Origin of the sequence: Bacillus sp. 03113, assembly GCF_006546985.1 — a bacterium.
In the GTDB taxonomy this organism is placed as follows: domain Bacteria; phylum Bacillota; class Bacilli; order Bacillales; family Cytobacillaceae; genus VATK01.
This window is the reverse complement of sequence record NZ_VATK01000017.1, coordinates 43,424-63,004: the sequence shown is the minus strand read 5'-3', so window position 1 is coordinate 63,004 and position 19,581 is coordinate 43,424. Positions and strand designations below refer to the sequence as shown.

Sequence of the window (19,581 nt, the reverse complement as noted above, 5' to 3'; positions counted from 1 at the left end):
CACCTTAACGCGGTTAAACGACAGTGATTAGCTGCACTCTGGATTAGCTTTCTGTTATCCTTCACCTGAATTTCTTGCAGCCAAGGAAATTCCTCTCTGACTTGCTTTAAAAGCAATAAAGTGGGCTATAACATACTTGATCCTTCTTCATTTTACGATTATATTTCTCATAACGCATTATAGCTAGATCGATATATGCTTGTCAATGTCCTTTATAATCTTCTCCTTAAATACTTGATTTTTTCCCAAAATGGATTCGAGCATGAATAAGCGCTACCTTGACGATAGACAAAACAGGGACAGCAAGGATAAGGCCAATAATTCCTCCGACCTCCCCTCCAACAAGGAGGGCAAACATAATAAATAAGGGGTGCATTTGAAGGCTTTTCCCAACAATCATTGGAGATAATACATTCCCTTCTAAAAATTGAAGCGCAATAATAATAATAATTGTAATGATCACCATTTTAAAAGAAATCGTTAATGATATTAATACAGCTGGGATGGCTCCTATGATGGGGCCATAATAAGGAATGACATCGGTTACGCCAATAATAAATCCCAACAGCAATGGATATCTCATATGAAAAAGCCAAAATAATAAGGCAGAAATGGTTCCAATGATAACACAAACGAGTAGTTGTCCTCTTATATAGCTGCCTAAAGAATGATTCACATCTCTTAAAAAGTGAACTCCTTCTCTTCTCCACTTTCTAGGCGTAATATACCAAACTGCTTTTTTCATTAATGTAATATCCTTAAGCATATAAAACGAAATAAAGGGAATTAACGCAAGCAGAATAATGAAGTTAGCGAGATTAACAAACCAATTTAATATGTTAGAAAGCAGAAGATCGATCTTTGCTTCTAATGTTGTAATCCCATCATCTACTCGGTCCTGAATCCCATCTGGCCAATTGGCAGTTTTTTTCTCAATAAAACTAGTCCATTCACGATATTGATCAGCCAATTGAGGGGCACTTTCTGCTAGTTCCTTTAGCTGGAGATTAAACGCAGGAATCACCATATAGAGAGCATAACCAACTCCTCCAAAAAACAAAAAATATATAAAAAATACACTTAATCCTCGATTCCAACCACTTTGATGAAGCTTCTCTACAATTGGATGAAGCAAATAAGTTATAAAAGCAGCTATTATAAACGGACTAATAATCGTCATGATCAGTTTTAAAATGGGAAGCCATACTTGCTGAAGCTTTATAAACACAAATAACACAACGAATAATAATAGCAAAAACCCCAATCGATAATACCACTTAACCTGAATATCCAAAGCACACACCTCCATAAACTTATTCTTAAAAAAGAAAAGCTTTTTTATTCAAAAAAAATGATCAGCCGCTTTCGGCTGACCATTTTCTGCTATCTTCTTCAAATAAATCATCTAGGGAGCTTAAACTACCGTCTTCCTCAACTTGATGAGTATGGATAACTCCATCAACTACGGATAACTCAATAAAACAACTCCAGCAATAATACTGGCTCATACCTATTTTACCAATATCCTTACTTTGGCAGTTGGGACAATGAAACACAGGACGACACCTCACATTTTAACATTAATGATAATGGCATCCTTCCCAATTGCAGGTGGTTCATCTGTTTTAATGACCCGTCTTCCCTCCAGTACATCTGAAAAGAAGCCATCAGATAATTCATACCCTACAATTGTCCCCACTTCTTCCAGAAAATATACATCTTCTAGTAATCCAAGCCTTTCTCCCTCATTAGTCATCATCATTCGTCCAGATAAACGATGATGATGAGTAAAGGAGAAATCACTCGGTTTTTTTAATGGTTTTATGGACTGTTTATTGTCAATCATAATTCCATCTCTGCCAAAGCTTGAAATTGAATGAATAGGGATCATAAATGTTTTTTTGAATATAGCTCCCTTTTCTAATAGTAATCCTTTTACTGCTCCATCTGAGATGCTAACGTCACAAACTTCACCTATTTTTGCCCCATTTGCCAAATCAATAACCGGTAATCCTTTTAATAAAGAGACTGTTCGCAGGAGATCTTCCCCCTTTCCGAACAGTTATATTTTTCGTTTTTAAATCAAAAAATATCGGCAGAAACGTTTTCCAATTATGAGGTCGCTTCTACTTTATCTACAAAATCATAAGGGGTTAAATTCTCCATTCCAATCATCGGATCAACATTCATAAGTTCATCCTCATACTTAAGCGGGCTTGTTTGTGCTATTTTTTCACTTTGTTTTTTATCACTAGAAAACGTCTCTTGTATTTTTTGCACCAATGTCGTATTCCTAGCTTCCTCATCTCCTCTTTTTACGCCTAGTTCTAGAGCTTCCTTTTCACCACATAAAATAAGAAATTGCTTACTTCTCGTGATGGCTGTATAAATAAGATTTCTTCTTAGCATGCGATAATAGCTCTTAACGACTGGCAAAATGACGATGGGGAACTCACTGCCTTGAGATTTATGTACTGAGCAGCAAAAAGCATGTGTAATCTGAACTAAATCTTGCCTTGTATAAGTCGCTTCTACTCCATCAAAGGAAACAACGATCATATCCTGCTTTTCTGTATTTTCTTTCACATAAAAAATAGAAACAATTTCACCCATATCCCCATTGTAGACATGGTTTTCTGGCTGGTTGACTAATTGTAAAACCTTATCGCCTACTCGATATTTCACATCCCCAAAAGCAAGTTCTTTTTTTGTTCCATTGGGATTAGGATTTAAGATTTCCTGAAGGAGTACATTTAATCGATCAATGCCTGCAGGGCCGCGATACATCGGGGCAAGAACTTGCATATCTCTCGGTGAATATCCTTTTTTCACCGCATTCATGACAACCTTTTCAACGACTTCCCCTATTTGAGACGCTGAACATCGTATAAAAGAACGATCTGCTTGCTGCTCTAAAATATTTTCAGGCAACCTGCCATTTTTCATCGCATGAGCTAAATCAATAATAGAAGAGCCTTCCGCTTGTCGATATATATCTGTTAAACGAACAGTTGGTATACATTCAGAACGAAGTAAATCCTTTAATACTTGTCCAGGACCAACTGACGGAAGCTGATCTTCATCGCCAACAAAAATGACTTGAATGTTTTTTGGAAGAGCCTTTCCTAATGAATTGGCCAGCCATATATCAACCATCGAGGTTTCATCCACGATTAAGATTTTTCCTTCTAATGGATTGTCTTCATGATATTCAAAGCCATCTACTCCATTCCAGCCTAATAATCGATGAATCGTTACAGCTGGGAGACCGGTTGATTCCGACATCCGTTTCGCCGCTCTTCCTGTAGGTGCTGCTAATAAAAACGGAAACGGCTCTTCCTTTTTATAATCCTTGCGATCTAATGAACAGCCATGCAGCTCCGCAAATAGCTCGACTATTCCCTTTATAACCGTTGTTTTACCAGTGCCAGGCCCACCTGTTAAGATCAGCATCGGAGACATTAAGGCGGTTTGAATCGCTTCCTTTTGCGAAGGCGCATATTGTACCCCTAGTCGATCCTCTAGCTTGCCAAGTGCCAATAAAAATTCAGATTCAGGAAATTGATTTTCGTATTCTGTTTGCTCTAATATACGCTTAATATTTGTGACAAAGCCCTTTTCTGAAAAATAAAGCGAAGGCAAGTATGTCCTATCCTCTTCAATTATCACTTTTCCTTCTTCTCCAAGTTTTATCACTTCATTTGAAATATCGCTAAATTCGATCGTATCACGTTTATTTTCTTCTAGAAGGGCCCTTACTTGCTGAAGAAAGGCTGCTGTTTCTAGATAGACATGGCCTGATTGAATACTTTCTGTTTCTAAAATATAAAGGCAAGCAGCTTTTATTCGATCAGGATGATTTCCAGAAATCCCAAGCTGATACCCCAATTCATCTGCACGTCCAAAACCAATCCCTTCTATGTCCTCAACGAGCTTATAAGGATTTTCTTGGATGACATCAATCGTTTGATCCTTATACATTTGATAGATGCGCATTGATAGTTGAGGGCCAAAGCCATATTGATTTAAGGCAATCATGGCCTGCTCTAATCCTTGATGCTCCATTAACGTGTTATACAATAATTTTGCTTTGTCAGGAGGGAGCTTAGGAACCTTTTCTAAAATAGAAGGGCTATTTAAAATTCTTGAAATCGCATTCTCCCCTAATGTCTCTACAATACTTTCAGCTGTTTTTCTTCCGATTCCTTTAAATAGCTCACTCGATAAGTAAGTGACTACTCCTTGCTTTGTTTGAGGGATATCCTTTCTAAAATGCTGCGATTGAAACTGGACCCCAAATTTTGGATGATCTTTAAATTCTCCGTAAAAAATATACGTTTCTTGCTCGTGTATTTTAGGAAAATAACCCGTAATTACCGCTTCTTTTTCTTCATAGTTTTCATTCGTTTCTTCTACACGAATACGCAGCACCGTATATAAATTTTGCTCATTATGGAAGATGGTCACTAAATGCTTTCCCTTAATAAATTTTTCTTGTTCCTTAAATAAATCAAGTTTATCCTGCTGATCCACAATCTCCCTCCTTTCTTATTGTTATTGATTGTTTTTATCGTTTTCTTACGCTTTCAGTAATTTCTTTCCATAACCAGCTAACAAATGATCTGGTTGTATCGTTAAAGCTTTATCAAACATTTTTAGCGCTTTTGTTTCATCTTCCTTAAAACCATACGCAACTCCAAGATTGTAATAAGCGTCTGCGTGATTTTCATCAATGTTAATACACTTCTCAAGTTGAGTAATCGCTTCATCAATTAATTCAAGTTTCGCAAGACATAAGCCATATTGAAATAAGGCTTCTGCATCCTCTTTATTTAACTCCACACTTCTTTGTAAATACGGAAGCGCATACTTCGTTTGCTCAAGTTGGATATAACACATCCCTAGCATAAAATAATTATCACTTGAATCAAGTCCATGATTCATTGCTTTATCAAACATTTTTATTGCTTCTTCAAACTGCTCCTGCTCAAAATATAAATTCCCAGCACTATAATAGGCTGCAGCCGCTGATCCATCTATTTCAATTGCTTTTTCATAAAATTTTAGTGCTCGATCCGTATCTCCTACGGCAGCAAGTACATTTCCAAAATTAATATAGGCTACAGGATCGGTTGGATTTTCATCGATAGCTTCCATAAAAAGCTTTGCTGCTTCTTCCCAATTACCCTCCTGCATGTATTGAATCCCCTGTTGATTTTTATCCATTCAGCACACTCCATTTCTAATATAAAAGTATATCATAATTAATAGACAAAAAAGAGAGAAACCCAATAGTACCTTTGGGTTTCCCTCTATTTTAGCCTACATACGTTAAGCGTTCACTATGATAAAAAATCTCATCAATCGTTCCCCCGCCTAGACATTCTTCATCATGATAAAAAACGACGGCTTGTCCAGGTGTCACAGCTCTAATCGGTTCATGGAAAATGACTTTAGCACATTGATTTTCCAGTAATTGAACTGTAACTTTATGGTCTGGTTGACGATATCTAAACTTCGCTGTACATTCAAAAGATTGTGGTTTTTCTTCATTTGAGACCCAGCTTATATTCGTGGCAATGATCGAGTCCGAGTAAAGTTTATGATGATGGAAGCCTTGACCTACATACAAGACATTTTTCTTAATATCTTTCCCGATCACAAACCATGGATCGCCTGCGCCACCAATACCTAAACCATGGCGTTGACCAATTGTATAATACATAAGTCCATCATGACGGCCAAGAATTTCTCCATCAAGTGTTTCCATATTGCCAGGCTGTGCTGGTAAGTAATTGCTTAAAAAGTCTTTAAAGTTTCTTTCTCCAATAAAACAAATACCTGTACTATCTTTTTTAGCAGCTGTTGCAAGACCAGCTTCCTGCGCAATTTTTCGAACCTGTGCCTTTTCAATATTCCCAATTGGAAACATGACTTTTTCAAGCTGACTTTGAGAAAGCTGATTCAAGAAATACGTCTGATCTTTATTGTCATCTATTCCTCGCAGCATTTTATATTCCCCGTCCATATAGGCTACTCTTGCATAGTGACCTGTAGCTAAATAGTCTGCACCAAGCATCATAGCGTGGTCAAGAAATGCTTTAAATTTGATTTCTTTATTACACATCACATCTGGATTTGGCGTTCTGCCAGCCTTATACTCATCTAAAAAATAAGTAAAAACTTTGTCCCAATATTGCTTTTCAAAATTTACTGCGTAATAAGGGATCCCAATTTGGTTACAGACGCGAATGACATCTTCATAATCTTCTGTGGCTGTACAAACTCCGAACTCATCTGTATCATCCCAGTTTTTCATAAAAATACCGATCACATCATAGCCCTGTTCCTTTAACAATAAAGCAGCGACAGAGGAATCAACACCACCAGACATCCCAACAACGACGCGTGTGTCTTTTGGTTCTTTTTTCATCTTCTCACCTCACCTATTTCAAAACTTATAGGAGCATATTTTCTAGAATGATCGAATAAAGTAGCAATCTCTTTATTATCTTGTCTCACTCAATATACGCTATCCTATTTTCCTTCTTATATATGGAAATAGCTATTTTGCTGTTAAACGCTGAACAATCTTTGCTGTCTCCAGCGCAGCCTTCTTAATCTGTTCATCTGTATTCGATAACCCAAAGCTAAAACGAATGGAGTCTTGAATACGATGAGAGCTTTTGCCAAACATGGCAACGAGAACATGAGAAGGATCGATGGAACCAGCTGTACAAGCTGAACCACTTGATGCAGCAATTCCAGCTAAGTCTAAATTAACCAATAGTGCCTCCACATTTGTACCAGGAAAACTTAAGTTTAATACATGTGGGAGTGATTGTTCAACAAAACCGTTTTGATAAAATTTAATTTGCTGATTTTGCAGCGTTTGAATAAAAATTTCTTTAAAATGCAAATACGTTTTTCTGTGATCTTCCATTTCTTGTTGAGCAATTAAAACAGCCTCATAAAATCCTGCCACAGAAGGGACATTTTCTGTTCCTGCACGTCTTTTTCTTTCCTGCTCCCCACCGAAAAGACGGGAAGGCAAAGAAATTCCATTTCGTACATATAAAAAACCAATCCCCTTTGGTCCATTGATTTTATGAGCCGACACAGATAATAGATCAATCCCCAATTCATTAACATCGATTTTTTCAATCCCATAAGCCTGTACAGCATCTGTATGAAAAATCGCTTGGTGACTTTTTATCATGTCCCCTATTTCTTTAATAGGCTGGATCGTTCCAACTTCATTATTCCCGTACATAATTGTAACAAGTATGGTATCTTTCCTTAAGGCTTTTTGAAAATCTTGAAGTCGTATTTTTCCGGATTCATCAACCGGTAAATACGTAACCTCAAAACCATTTTTTTCTAGCTGCTGGCATGTATGTAGAACAGCATGATGCTCCACTTGAGTTGTAATAATATGCTTCCCTTTTTCCTTATAGGCCTCTGCAACCCCAAAAATGGCATGATTATCAGCTTCGGTTCCTCCGCTTGTAAATATAATTTCATTTTCTTTTGCACCAAGGCTTTTTGCCATGAAATGACGAGATATGTCTACGATTTTACGTGCTTCCCGTCCAAAAGAATGAATACTAGAAGGATTACCAAACTGTGCATTCATGACTTCATACATTTTAGCAATTACTTTTTCATGCATAGGAGACGTTGCAGCATGATCAACGTAAATCCTTTCCAACACTTTCACCTTCTTAAATAATACTTCCTAACTTCCACATACTCACTAATACTAGCTCTAAATATAAAACATATAAGAATCTGGAGCACTATCTTCCGTATGATTCGCTAAATCTTCAATGGTTGTACTGTCTAGCACATTTTTAATTGCATCGCGAATTCGAATCCAAAGTTCACGTTTGGCTGGCTCTTCGTTTTCAATCCCCTCAACGGGAGTGATGGGCCCTTCTAACACTCTAATGATATCTCCTGCAGTAATTTTTGAAGGCTCATCCCCTAGAACATAGCCTCCATATGCTCCACGAATACTTCTTACTAAGCCCGCATTTCTTAATGGAGCAATCAATTGTTCTAAATAATGCTCTGATAAATTATTCATTTGCGCGATTAATTTTAATGAGAGTGGACCTTCTCCGTGTTTTTTGGCTAATTCGATCATAATTGTTAAGCCATAGCGTCCCTTTGTAGATATTTTCATAAAATAGCACCTCGACTTTTTATTATTTCTTGTTTTACGATAAGAATATTACTATTAATTTTGTATCAAGTTTGTTTAGTTAGATGGATTGAAAATAGGGTAAACCCATTAAGGGAATGTGAAGTTTTTGTAGCAGTAGAGAAGTTCATGCGCGGTGTTCAGTACAATAAAAAACACAGCTTTTAAACGGCTAACCCAGTTCCTAATCATCATTACCTAAATAAAATCTATATATATAAAAAGCATAGCAAAAACCTGACTAATTAGATAGACTTTGTTATTATAGCACATTTAGTTTAACGAAATAAAATAAGGATGTTCATACAAAAGAAGTTTCAATTATCTAATTTTTTCTTACTGCTTTCTTCCTTTTATCAAAAAAGCTATAATATTACTATACAAAACATATGTTCTTGCATATTTTTTTAAGGAGGATTTCCAATGTTTTTTGGAGAACCGCTTGCTTACCGGATGCGACCAACAAATCTTGATGAAATTGTTGGTCAAGAAGAGATCATCGGAAAAAAGACAAGTTTATATAAAATGATTCAAAATGGATATGTCCCTTCCATGCTGTTATATGGGGAGCCCGGTATTGGGAAGACGTCGATTGCTTTTGCAATTGCAGGAACGACTAATATTCCTTTTATCGCTTTAAATGCGACAACAGCTGGAAAAAAAGATGTGGAAGCCGTTGTCGAGGAAACACGTCTTACTGGGAAAGTCATTTTGTTTTTAGATGAAATTCATCGCTTTAATAAAGCACAGCAAGATTATCTTTTGCCTCATGTCGAACGAGGAGATATTATTTTAATTGGCGCCACAACTGAAAATCCATTTCATGATGTCAATCCTGCAATTAGAAGCCGATGTGGACAAATTAAACAGCTGACACGATTAACCGCTGAAAATATACAAGAGCTTTTAAAGCGTGCTTTACAGGACGAGAAAAAAGGCTTAGGAAAGATCTCGATTCAAATAACTGATGAACAAATACAAACGATCGCTTTTGGGGTCAATGGTGATGCGAGAAAATCATTGACCTTATTGGAATCGATTGTCTATTCGTCATCCAAGGAGAATGAAACATTTATAGTAGAAGATAAAACAATCCAAAATATGATTGAAAAAGCAGGCGTTTATGGAGATAAAAAAGGATCGAATTTTTATAACTTATTATCTAGTCTCCAAAAAAGCATTCGAGGCAGTGATGTCGATGCGGCGCTCTATTATCTTGCTCATCTATTAGAAACAGGGGATTTAGTTGCCGTTAATCGCCGGCTATTAGTGATAGCCTATGAGGATATCGGACTCGCAAATCCAGCTGTTGGAAACAATGTATTGGCAGCTGTCACCTCAAGCGAACGCTTAGGCTTACCAGAAGCGCGAATTCCATTAGCCGTGGCAGTCGTTGAAATGTGTCTTTCGTCTAAATCTAATTCTGCTTATCAAGCATTAGATAAAGCAATTGATGAAATTAGACAAGGAAAAGTGGGTGAAATTCCAAAGCATCTCCGCGACGGACATTATTCAGGCTCAAAAGTGCTAGGGCATGTTGGATATAAGTATCCACATGACTATCCGATTGGCTCATTTGGCGGATGGGTTGAGCAAGATTATCTTCCTAACAATTTAAAAGGAACAACCTATTATCATCCAATTGAGGCTGGAGAAGAAAAACGCTTAGCAGCGATTTATCATAAGCTCGAGGAGTTTAAAAAGGGGAAGAAATCATAAAGGTAACCAGAAAAGTGCAGGGCGCCAAACAATTGACGATCAATGAGAATTTTTTGATTTTTCAAGTGATTGACTTATGATTCGAACTGTTGGCGCCTTTGCATTCTTTTTAAGATTTTGACTTCCCTTTAGGAGAAATGATGTCACCATTTTCCCCACCAACTGGCATAGACTTTCCATTTATATGATGAAAATAAAGAGGGAGTCCTTCAGTCAAAAACATACTTGTTTCTACAGGGTTTTGTCTTTGATGATGAATATGTAAATGTGGTTCACTAGTCGATCCAGAGTTTCCCACTCTAGCTAAAGGTGTACCTACTTCCACCACTTGACCTTTCTTAACCAAAATCGAACCTTGCTTAATATGTGCCAAGACTAAATAGGTATCTGTCTCTTCTATTTTTATATAAATATAATTTCCTATCATTGTTTCATTATCTTCAGATCCTGGAAGAATATCTTTCTCTTTATCATAGGCTCCAACAATCTTTCCTTTGATAGGAGCTATAATTTCTTTATTATAAATCCCATAATCATTAAGATTTTTACTTTTGATTGAGTGTGGATTCATAATGAAGTCATATGCCCAACGTTCATTAGGAACAACCACGTGCGGTTGATTTGTTTTAATATCATTTCCACCCCAACCAACTTTAACAGCTTCATCGAATGGTAATTCTATGGAAACAGCAGGTTTTGTTGCTTTAATACTAGCGGGATAAGCAAGATTACCAATATGTAAAAACCAACAAAAAGGGAAAGCCATTATGACACACAAAAAGAACGCGATAATTAAGTACCTCGTTATTTTGTTTCGTCTAATAAGCTTTATTATAAAAACGATCAATATCGCTAAAGTTATAATTACCCCGGCAATACTACCGCCCATTATCCCCCACCAGCTAACTACACCTAATACTCCACCGATAAAGTATGCACTAATCCATTCAACTAATAGAAAAAGTGTAATATTCAAAATGAATATTTGCTTAAACTTCAAAATAACCCCCTCCTTTACTTCAGCAAAAAAAAGCAGACGAAAACGCGACTTTCTGGCGTATCATCTGCACTAGTACTTCTTGTACGGCCTAGATTTATTCATAGGGTTTTTTGTAAATAAATTTACGTTTTCTAAGCTGCTACATCTCTCTTTTTGAAAATATAAAAGGCAAGAAATATAAATAATGCATAGTACAGGATAAGCATAATGGTCGAGAACGTCAGAGTCATTCCTTTAACCATAGGAACTCCTTCAAAATATTGCATTAAATCAGTATTAGCGAATAGTATATACTTTGCCCAATCAAATTTCATCGCGAGCAGTCTTGTTCCTTGTGCTCCCATAAACATAAGGAAGATAGAAATCCCAATAGCTAATGAACTATTTCGGAACACAGCAGATATCATAAAGGCCATTGTTGAAAGCATTAATAAGGTAATTGAATTCAAGCCATAAAAAATAATCAAATGAACGAGCATCGTTTGTTCTGTTACTTTTCCGTTAAAGTAATTTAAATATGGTGATGCAGCCTCTGGAAATCCAAATAGAACCGCTCCTAGTAAGGTTGAAAAAACAAATAAAATAAAGAGCATCATCAATCCAAACAGAAGCACCGTTAGATATTTTGATAAGAGCACTTTCCATCTGCTGATTGGACGAATTAACAAAAGCTTGATTGTTCCCCAATTAAACTCACTGGCAACAATTCCTGCTGCTACTATAATCGTAAATAAACCGGCAATTGAAATAAGATTAGACGCATCCTTTACAAAATCCCACGCAGAATACTCTTCTTGATTGGGTGATATATTGTGATCGAGACGGTATTGATTGATTACCATTTGTCTTTTGATATGTTCTTTTGCTTCTTTGTAACCAGCCCCATCCATTTCTTCAAGCTGCTGTTTAAAGCTTTTATTTTGTTCCTCTAAACCACTTCTCCAATTATCATTATTAGGGATTTTAACGCCATTTTCTTGATATTTTATAACAGCTCCCATAACAGAGACCATGAGAACGAGGAGGACAAGCATAACATAAGTCCCAGGTCGATTAAATATTTTCATCCATTCATTTTGAACGAGCTTAAGCATGATTAACTGCCCCCTTTTCCGATGTTACTTCAAGGAATCGTTCCTCTAATGTTTTCGTGACTTCTTGAATTCCATAAATTGACACATCCGCTTCAACTAAGGTCTTAACAACTTCCGGAAGCTCCTCTCTTGAAACCGGAACAGTGATTCCTTTGACGACTTCTTCTATTTGCAGATCTTTATATTTTTCTTTTAATACAGCCTCAGCTGTTTTTTTCGGTTCCACTTCAATTTCATATAGTTTTTCATTACTTTGAACAAAATCATGCACAAGCTGAACATCTACAAGCTTTCCTTTTTGAATAATGCCGATTCGATCACACATCATTTCCATTTCTGAAAGCAAGTGACTTGAAACGATGACAGCCATTCCTCTTTCTCTTGCCAGCATTCGTACGTGATCACGAATTTCCCGAATCCCTGCTGGATCTAATCCATTCGTCGGCTCATCTAAAATTAACACCTCTGGGTCATGCAATAAGCATTGAGCAAGTCCAAGTCTTTGTCTCATCCCAAGAGAGTAGGTTTTCACTTTATCATGAATACGTTCTGTTAAACCAACAAGCTCCACGACTTCATCAATTTTTTGCTTTGTAATCCCCTTCGTCATATTGGCATAATGAAGAAGGTTTTTATAGCCGCTTAAAAATTTATACATTTCAGGGTTTTCAACAATTGCACCTACATGCCTTACCGCACTTTCAAAATCCTTTGTAATACTTTTTCCACAAATCGTAATATCTCCATCCGTGATCCCAATAAGTCCTACTATCATTCGAATGGTTGTTGTTTTCCCCGCACCATTCGGACCAAGGAAGCCAAATACCTCCCCTTTTCGTACTTGGAAGCTTAAAGAATCAATAATGGTTTTCCCTTTAATTTTTTTTGTCACATTTTTAATTTCAACAAAATGCTCCAACATTCATTCGCTCCTCTCTCGTTTCTTTATTGAAATACATGAAACTAGCTAGATTTTTTCCGGATTTTTATTTATCGGCGATTTCTTAGCTTTTATCGGCGAAACCCAGAAATACTTATAAGTTCTTCTTCATCCAATCTAAAACAGATAAACCTTCTCTTTCTCTCAATTCTTCCACATGATGTCGAGCAATGATATTTCCATCCTTGATTCCTATCACCTCGTCTAAAATAGATTCTACTTCTAATATTTCATGTGTCGTGATGATCACAGTCTGGTTGTCAAAATCTATATAGGAAAGCAACCCTTTTACAATTGAGTCGCGAACCATTGGGTCTAAGCCAGAAAAAGGTTCATCCAGCAGTAAAATCGGCGTATTGCGTGCAAGTACAACGACTAACTTCAATCTGCCTCGATTTCCTTTGGATAATTGCTTCACCTTTTTGTCTGGATCTAATTTCATAAAGATGAGCAGTTCGTCTGCTTTGTCCATTTGAAAATCTGAAAACTGCGTTGCCGCAAATTGAATCGTATCCTTAACGGTAAATGAAGGATAAAACATATCTAATTCCGTTAAATAGGCTACTCGATCTGCTACTCTTCTTGATGAAGGGATGCCATCCACTAATACTTGACCAGAAGATGGATGGACAAGTCCGGCAATCATTTTTAATGTCGTCGATTTGCCACTTCCATTTGGACCGATCAATCCATATATTTTTCCTTTATCAAGCTGAAAGGAAACGTTATTTAAAGCGTACCCTCTTCCATACTTCTTTGTCACCTGTTGAAATTCAATCAATTCTCTTCCCCCTGACTCAAATCAATGTATTGCTGAAGTCCAGAGATCATTTCCGTATTCGTAAAGCCAAGCTCTTTCATGCTGTTCACGAATGATTCAATAATATCCATTTGCAAACGCTGCTTTAAATGAATGATCATTTCTCTATTTTCTGTCACAAACGTTCCTTGTCCTCGTTTTGTTTCCACCATTTTCATCCTCTCCAATTCACTATAGGTTCTCTGAATCGTATTTGGATTTACTCCTGCTTTCACTGCCATTTCTCGTACAGACGGAAGCTTTTCTCCAGGTTTTAGCTCATTTCTGGCAATTTGCAAATGAATTTTATCCATAATTTGCATATAAATTGGTCTCGATGTTTGGAATTCTTCCACCAAAAGATTACACCTCCACTTTCCGTTCTAGAAGCCATACGGATATTAATAATACAGTGATCGCAATTAAAATATAGATGATCATTTTAGCAAGCGAAAACTCTAAAGTATCCATTTTTCCATCTATAAAAAGCGAGCCTATTGTTATGGATAATGATTTTAGACCATCAATATGAATTACCCAGCTTTCCTTCAAATGCACATAGAAAGGCTGACTTCGGATATAGGTTCCTATAATATTTATGGCTATCCATATTCCTCCAATCATAAACGGTCTTATTTTTTTTATCCATGTAATCTTTGATAATGAATGGTAGACCGTCCAATAAAAGAACATCCAAATGCCAGCATAAATGGACCAAACTAATATTCCTGCTCCGATCAAAAGCAACCCTTTAAATCCTACCGTAATATCCTCCACTGCTTCCGCTCTTGATATCGACCAGCTTGCGATTAAGATTGAGCATAGAATAGAGATCAGATAATAAACAATGCTGGTAGATAATTTTGCCAATAATAATTTCACTGCATTTTGAGGATTATGAAGCCAAAGCTGAGTTCTTCCTTCTATTTGCAAAGAAGATAACAGAAATATAGGGATATAAAGACTGTGAGCTCCTAATAAGCCAATCGAAACCGAAGCAAAAATCATTGGTTCATTAAAATATCGCGAGAAACCAAACGATCCAACAGAAATAATAATAGGAAGGCAAATCATCGTTAGAAAAATATTCATAGAAATCTTCAATTCTTTAAAAACTAACCCTTTAAAAGCTTGCAAAAATAAAAACCTCCTTAAATTATTAATGTAATAGTGTTCTAGTTAGATAGTACACTATTACATTAATAATTGTCAACCCTAATTTTCCCAATAAAAAAAGAGAGTGGTTTTATTCACTCTCTTTCATCTCTCATTATTCACTTTTCATCCTTCACACGATTAATCTTCACATCACTAAGGATACTGCGTACAACATAACTAGCGGCAATTAAGCCGGCAACGGATGGAACAAACGCATTCGAGGAAGGCGGCATTTTTGCCTTGCGAATTTTAGCATCGTCCTTTCCAACCGTTTTACGAACGTCTTCACGAATGACGATCGGGCTTTCATCTGAAAAAACAACAGGAATTCCTTTTGTGATCCCTTCTTTTCTTAGTCTTGTCCGAATTACTTTTGCTAAAGGATCGGTATGAGTTTTAGAAATATCAGCAATTTTGAATCTTGTTGGGTCCATTTTATTTGCAGCACCCATGCTTGAAATCATCGGGATTCCTCTTTTTAAGCATTCCTTCATTAAATGGATTTTATATGAAATCGTATCAGATGCATCGATGACAAAATCTAATCCATAGCCGAAAATTTGTTCATATGTTTCTTCTGTATAGAAGATTTTCAATGCCGTTACATCGCATTCAGGATTGATATCCATAATTCTTTCTTTCATCAGCTCTGCCTTTGGTCTTCCAACTGTTGAAAGTAGGGCAATAACTTGACGATTCACGTTGGTAATATCCACATCATCCTTATCAATCAGTACGAGCTTCCCTACACCAGATCTTGCTAACGCTTCAGCTGCAAAGGAACCAACCCCTCCTATTCCAAGTACAGCTACTGTACTATTTTTCAATTTCTCTAACCCTTCTTTTCCTATCGCTAGCTCGTTTCTTGAAAACTGATGCAGCATTTATCTCCCTCCATATCATCATCTTCGTAATAAATGTTAAATTTTATATAATTCCTACAAAAAATCCTGAGTATACACTCAGGATTCATCAATACATTTATGTATGGGACTAAGTCCCAATTATGCCGTCGTCTTAAAAGTCCTTCTTTTGAACCCGCAACTTGCAGGTGGGTGTTCTGTTCCAAATAGTAGTAAGTCCTTGTGATAGGCATTTACGCTATTTGAAAACGCAAACTCCCAAGTCAAAAATGTTCGGTCAAAAATGAGGGTAAACAACGTACACATTAGGACTACCTTTTATTGTCCTAATTATACCATATTTTCTTTTCCCATACAAGCTGACAGAATAGGTCATTACTCGTTATTTTTCAGGTTTAATGCTAGTTCAAGCTCATCTAATTGCAATGGACTAACTTCACTTGGAGCATTTGTTAATAAGCAGCTTGCGCTTGCTGTTTTCGGGAATGCAATTGTATCTCTTAGGTTCGTTCTTCCCGTTAAGAGCATCACAAGTCTGTCTAACCCAAGGGCAATCCCGCCATGTGGAGGCGTACCATATTCAAACGCTTCAAGCAAGAAGCCAAATTGAGCGTAAGCTTCTTCTTGTGTAAAGCCAAGTGCTTTAAACATTTTCTCTTGAACGTCTTTTTCAAAAATACGTAAAGAGCCGCCACCGAGTTCATATCCATTTAGAACGATATCATACGCTTGAGCTTTTACTTGAGAAGGATCTGTTTCAAGCAATGGAATATCTTCTCTTACTGGCATTGTAAATGGATGATGTGCTGCATAATAACGGTTTTCCTCTTCCGCGTACTCAAGAAGCGGCCAATCCGTTACCCATAGGAAGTTAAATTTCGATTGATCAATTAAATCTAGCTCTTTTGCAAGCTTTAAGCGCAATGCACCAAGTGAATCAGCTACAATTGCTTTTTTATCTGCTACAAATAAGATTAAATCGCCTTCTTCGATTGATAAAGCAGCTGTCATTTCTTGCTGCTCAGCTTCAGATAAAAATTTAATAATTGGTCCTTTTAAACCATCTGCCTCAGCCTTTAACCACGCTAAGCCTTTCGCACGATAGCGCGCTGCAAACGCCGTTAAGCCGTCAATATCTTTACGCGTATATTTTCCTGCACCATTTTTTACATTAATCGCTTTAACTTGGCCGCCTGATGCAACAGCACCTGAGAATACTTTAAAGCTAGAGCTTTTGAACACCTCAGATAGATCAACTAATTCCATTTCAAAGCGAGTATCCGGCTTATCAGATCCGTAACGACCTATCGCTTCATCATAGGACATACGCTGGAATGGAGTTGCAATATCTATTCCTTTGACTTCCTTCATAATTTTTGCCATCATTTGTTCAATAAGAGCAATAATTTCATCCTGACCTAAAAAGCTCATTTCCATATCAAGCTGTGTAAATTCAGGCTGGCGGTCAGCACGTAAATCCTCATCACGGAAACAGCGCGCAATCTGATAATATTTTTCAAAACCGCTCACCATTAAAAGCTGTTTAAATATTTGCGGAGATTGCGGAAGCGCATAAAACTCTCCAGGATGCACGCGGCTTGGTACTAAATAATCTCTCGCTCCCTCGGGAGTACTCTTTGTTAAAATTGGCGTTTCAACATCAAGAAAGCCTTCATCGTTAAGAAAATCACGCATCGTTTTCGTCACAAGATGACGCATTTTAAACGTTTCAAACATTTCTGGGCGTCTTAAATCTAAATAACGATATTTTAATCGCACATCCTCCGAAACCTCTGTACCATCTTCAATCATAAATGGAGGATTCTTCGCCTCGTTTAAAATCGTTAGTTTTTTTGCATGTATTTCAATTTTCCCTGTTTTTATATTTTCATTGATTGTGCTTGCATCTCTTTCAACCACAATTCCTTCAATATCAAGAACATATTCATTTCTTACTTTATCGGCTACAGCAATCGCTTCTTCTGAAATCTCTGGATTAAATACAACCTGAACGATCCCTGTACGGTCACGAAGATCTATAAAGATGAGTCCACCTAAATCACGTCTTCTTTGCACCCATCCTTTTAGAGTAACCTTTTCACCAATTACAGACTCAGTTATTTCCCCACAAAAATACGATCTTCCAAACATTTAAAAAGCCTCCTGTTAATTAAATACGTGTACGCACTTTCTGACTATAATCCTTTTAATACATCAATTAGGGAATCCAGCTCAACTTCTGTTTGTTCTCCAGTTTCCATAATCTTTACGTTGATTTTTTTTGCCAACAATTCATCTTCTCCTAAAACTGCAACGACTTTCGCCTTCAATCGATCAGCAGCTTTAAATTGACCTTTAATTTTCCGATCAAGATAATCTCTCTCCGCCGAAAAACCAGCCATACGAAGCTTTTGAAGAAGACCTACCGTGTAGTCTTTTGCTTGATCACCAATGGCAACGAGATAACAGTCAATTCCTTCTTTGATCGGCAGCTCTACACTTTCAGCATTTAATGCAGCAATCAGTCTTTCAATGCTCATCGCAAAGCCAATTCCTGGAGTATCTGGACCGCCTAAATCTTCAACTAAACCATTGTAGCGCCCCCCGCCACAAAGCGTAGTAATCGCCCCAAAGCCTTCTGCATTGCTCATAATTTCAAATGCAGTGTGATTATAGTAATCTAAGCCTCGAACAAGATTTGGATCGACTTCAAAAGGAATATTTAAATCTGTTAAATACATTTTTACTTTATTAAAATAAGTACTTGACTCTTCATTTAAATAATCAAGAATCGAAGGTGCGCTTTTCATAAGCGGATGATTTCGATCCTTTTTACAATCAAGAATGCGCATTGGATTTTTCTCTAAACGGCTCTGACAGTCAGAACAAAATTCTCCGATACTTGGTTTAAAGTGGTTAACAAGTGCTTCACGGTGTGCCTGTCTGCTTTCTTTATCTCCAAGACTATTCACAACAAGCTTTAATTTTTTCAAGCCTAGCTCTTTATAAACGGACATTACAAAAGCCATTACCTCTGCATCAATCGCTGGATCCTTACTGCCAAGCGCTTCAACCCCAAATTGAACAAATTGACGAAAGCGGCCTGCTTGAGGACGTTCATAGCGAAACATTGGGCCTAAATAATAAAGCTTAATTGGCTGGCTTGCATAACCATGCATTTTATTTTCTACAAATGAGCGAACAACAGATGCAGTGCCTTCTGGTCTAAGAGTCAAGCTGCGTTCTCCTCGGTCCTCAAATGTATACATTTCCTTTTGAACAATATCCGTTGTATCTCCAACTCCTCTTAAAAACAACTCGGTATGTTCAAAAATAGGAGTACGAATTTCATGATATTGAAATTTTTCACATAGCTCTCTTGCTTTTTTTTCGATATACTGCCATTTTTCTACTTCTCCAGGAAGTATATCCTGGGTTCCCCTTGGTATTTGAATAGACATAATGTATCGTCTCCTTCCATTATGTAAGATGACATATGGCCTCAAGAATGCAAAAAACTCCCGTCGCCTTGTAAATAATGCTACAAGGGACGAGAGTTATATTCCCGTGGTGCCACCCTAATTGAAGATGCTAAAGATCTTCCTCTTTTACAGTTAACGCCTGTGAACGTTCTCCCCTACTTAAAATTCAGAGAGAAACCTAAGGAGTGTCTTTCATTAAGTCAACAAGTGGAAATGCTTTCAGCCCAATGGACATTTCCTCTCTTTTCAAGTGATTCTTAATTACTCTTCTCCATCATTGGTTATCAATAAACACAATTATTATAATATATAATACGAAT

At 37.0% G+C, this 19,581-nt stretch carries 18 protein-coding genes, 1 other RNA gene and 1 other annotated feature; of the genes, 1 reads left to right on the top strand and 18 read right to left on the bottom strand.

Annotated elements, in window-relative coordinates; translation table 11 throughout:
• Positions 1-226: 226 nt before the first annotated feature.
• The 8 genes from FDO66_RS16075 to cymR form a co-directional block, all read right to left on the bottom strand.
• Entirely contained in the window at positions 227-1,294 is a 1,068-nt protein-coding gene (locus FDO66_RS16075) for an AI-2E family transporter (protein ID WP_141433680.1), read from the bottom strand.
• Between the two features lie 61 nt (positions 1,295-1,355).
• On the bottom strand, positions 1,356-1,508 hold the full coding sequence (locus tag FDO66_RS16070; protein WP_395939795.1) for a hypothetical protein: 153 nt from the start codon (positions 1,506-1,508) through the stop codon (positions 1,356-1,358).
• A gap of 59 nt (positions 1,509-1,567) precedes the next feature.
• Positions 1,568-2,038 carry a PRC-barrel domain-containing protein gene (locus FDO66_RS16065; protein ID WP_141433678.1) on the bottom strand — a complete coding sequence of 157 codons (471 nt, stop codon included), beginning with the start codon at positions 2,036-2,038 and terminating at the stop codon, positions 1,568-1,570.
• A gap of 74 nt (positions 2,039-2,112) precedes the next feature.
• Positions 2,113-4,533, bottom strand: a complete 2,421-nt coding sequence (gene recD2, locus FDO66_RS16060) for an SF1B family DNA helicase RecD2 (protein WP_141433677.1) — start codon at positions 4,531-4,533, stop codon at positions 2,113-2,115.
• Between the two features lie 45 nt (positions 4,534-4,578).
• Positions 4,579-5,226: a tetratricopeptide repeat protein gene (locus FDO66_RS16055; RefSeq protein WP_141433676.1), complete on the bottom strand. Its 648-nt coding sequence runs from the start codon at positions 5,224-5,226 to the stop codon at positions 4,579-4,581.
• Between the two features lie 91 nt (positions 5,227-5,317).
• Positions 5,318-6,433 carry a tRNA 2-thiouridine(34) synthase MnmA gene (gene mnmA / locus FDO66_RS16050; protein WP_141433675.1) on the bottom strand — a complete coding sequence of 372 codons (1,116 nt, stop codon included), beginning with the start codon at positions 6,431-6,433 and terminating at the stop codon, positions 5,318-5,320.
• Positions 6,434-6,565: 132 nt separating this feature from the next.
• The gene (locus FDO66_RS16045; protein WP_141433674.1) at positions 6,566-7,711 is read right to left on the bottom strand and encodes a cysteine desulfurase family protein; all 1,146 of its coding nucleotides are present in this window, start codon (positions 7,709-7,711) and stop codon (positions 6,566-6,568) included.
• A gap of 57 nt (positions 7,712-7,768) precedes the next feature.
• Positions 7,769-8,188: a cysteine metabolism transcriptional regulator CymR gene (gene cymR / locus FDO66_RS16040; RefSeq protein WP_141433673.1), complete on the bottom strand. Its 420-nt coding sequence runs from the start codon at positions 8,186-8,188 to the stop codon at positions 7,769-7,771.
• A 441-nt stretch (positions 8,189-8,629) separates the two neighbouring features.
• Between cymR and FDO66_RS16035 the strand changes: the two genes are divergently transcribed.
• On the top strand, positions 8,630-9,925 hold the full coding sequence (locus FDO66_RS16035) for a replication-associated recombination protein A (protein ID WP_141433672.1): 1,296 nt from the start codon (positions 8,630-8,632) through the stop codon (positions 9,923-9,925).
• A gap of 109 nt (positions 9,926-10,034) precedes the next feature.
• On the opposite strand, the gene FDO66_RS16030 is transcribed toward FDO66_RS16035, so the two are convergent.
• From FDO66_RS16030 to hisS, 10 genes are all read right to left on the bottom strand, one after another.
• Positions 10,035-10,925, bottom strand: coding sequence for a M23 family metallopeptidase (locus tag FDO66_RS16030; protein ID WP_141433670.1), 891 nt, complete (start codon positions 10,923-10,925; stop codon positions 10,035-10,037).
• Between the two features lie 131 nt (positions 10,926-11,056).
• Entirely contained in the window at positions 11,057-12,019 is a 963-nt protein-coding gene (locus FDO66_RS16025; protein ID WP_141433669.1) for an ABC transporter permease, read from the bottom strand.
• Complete coding sequence (locus FDO66_RS16020; RefSeq protein ID WP_141433716.1) at positions 12,012-12,938, bottom strand: ABC transporter ATP-binding protein; 927 nt, start codon at positions 12,936-12,938, stop codon at positions 12,012-12,014. The genes FDO66_RS16025 and FDO66_RS16020 overlap by 8 nt, the downstream gene beginning before the upstream one ends.
• 115 nt (positions 12,939-13,053) lie before the next feature.
• Entirely contained in the window at positions 13,054-13,740 is a 687-nt protein-coding gene (locus tag FDO66_RS16015) for an ABC transporter ATP-binding protein (protein ID WP_141433668.1), read from the bottom strand.
• Entirely contained in the window at positions 13,737-14,117 is a 381-nt protein-coding gene (locus tag FDO66_RS16010; RefSeq protein ID WP_141433667.1) for a GntR family transcriptional regulator, read from the bottom strand. Before FDO66_RS16010 ends, FDO66_RS16015 begins: the two co-directional genes overlap by 4 nt.
• A 4-nt stretch (positions 14,118-14,121) precedes the next feature.
• On the bottom strand, positions 14,122-14,895 hold the full coding sequence (locus FDO66_RS16005; RefSeq protein WP_141433666.1) for a hypothetical protein: 774 nt from the start codon (positions 14,893-14,895) through the stop codon (positions 14,122-14,124).
• 137 nt (positions 14,896-15,032) lie between these two features.
• Positions 15,033-15,800: a tRNA threonylcarbamoyladenosine dehydratase gene (locus FDO66_RS16000; protein WP_141433665.1), complete on the bottom strand. Its 768-nt coding sequence runs from the start codon at positions 15,798-15,800 to the stop codon at positions 15,033-15,035.
• Between the two features lie 109 nt (positions 15,801-15,909).
• A non-coding RNA gene (gene ssrS, locus FDO66_RS15995) (6S RNA) lies at positions 15,910-16,094 on the bottom strand.
• A gap of 60 nt (positions 16,095-16,154) precedes the next feature.
• Entirely contained in the window at positions 16,155-17,930 is a 1,776-nt protein-coding gene (aspS, locus tag FDO66_RS15990) for an aspartate--tRNA ligase (protein ID WP_141433664.1), read from the bottom strand.
• A gap of 44 nt (positions 17,931-17,974) precedes the next feature.
• Entirely contained in the window at positions 17,975-19,240 is a 1,266-nt protein-coding gene (gene hisS / locus FDO66_RS15985) for a histidine--tRNA ligase (protein WP_141433663.1), read from the bottom strand.
• Positions 19,241-19,322: 82 nt separating this feature from the next.
• Positions 19,323-19,548, bottom strand: a binding site (T-box leader).
• Between the last annotated feature and the right edge of the window lie 33 nt (positions 19,549-19,581).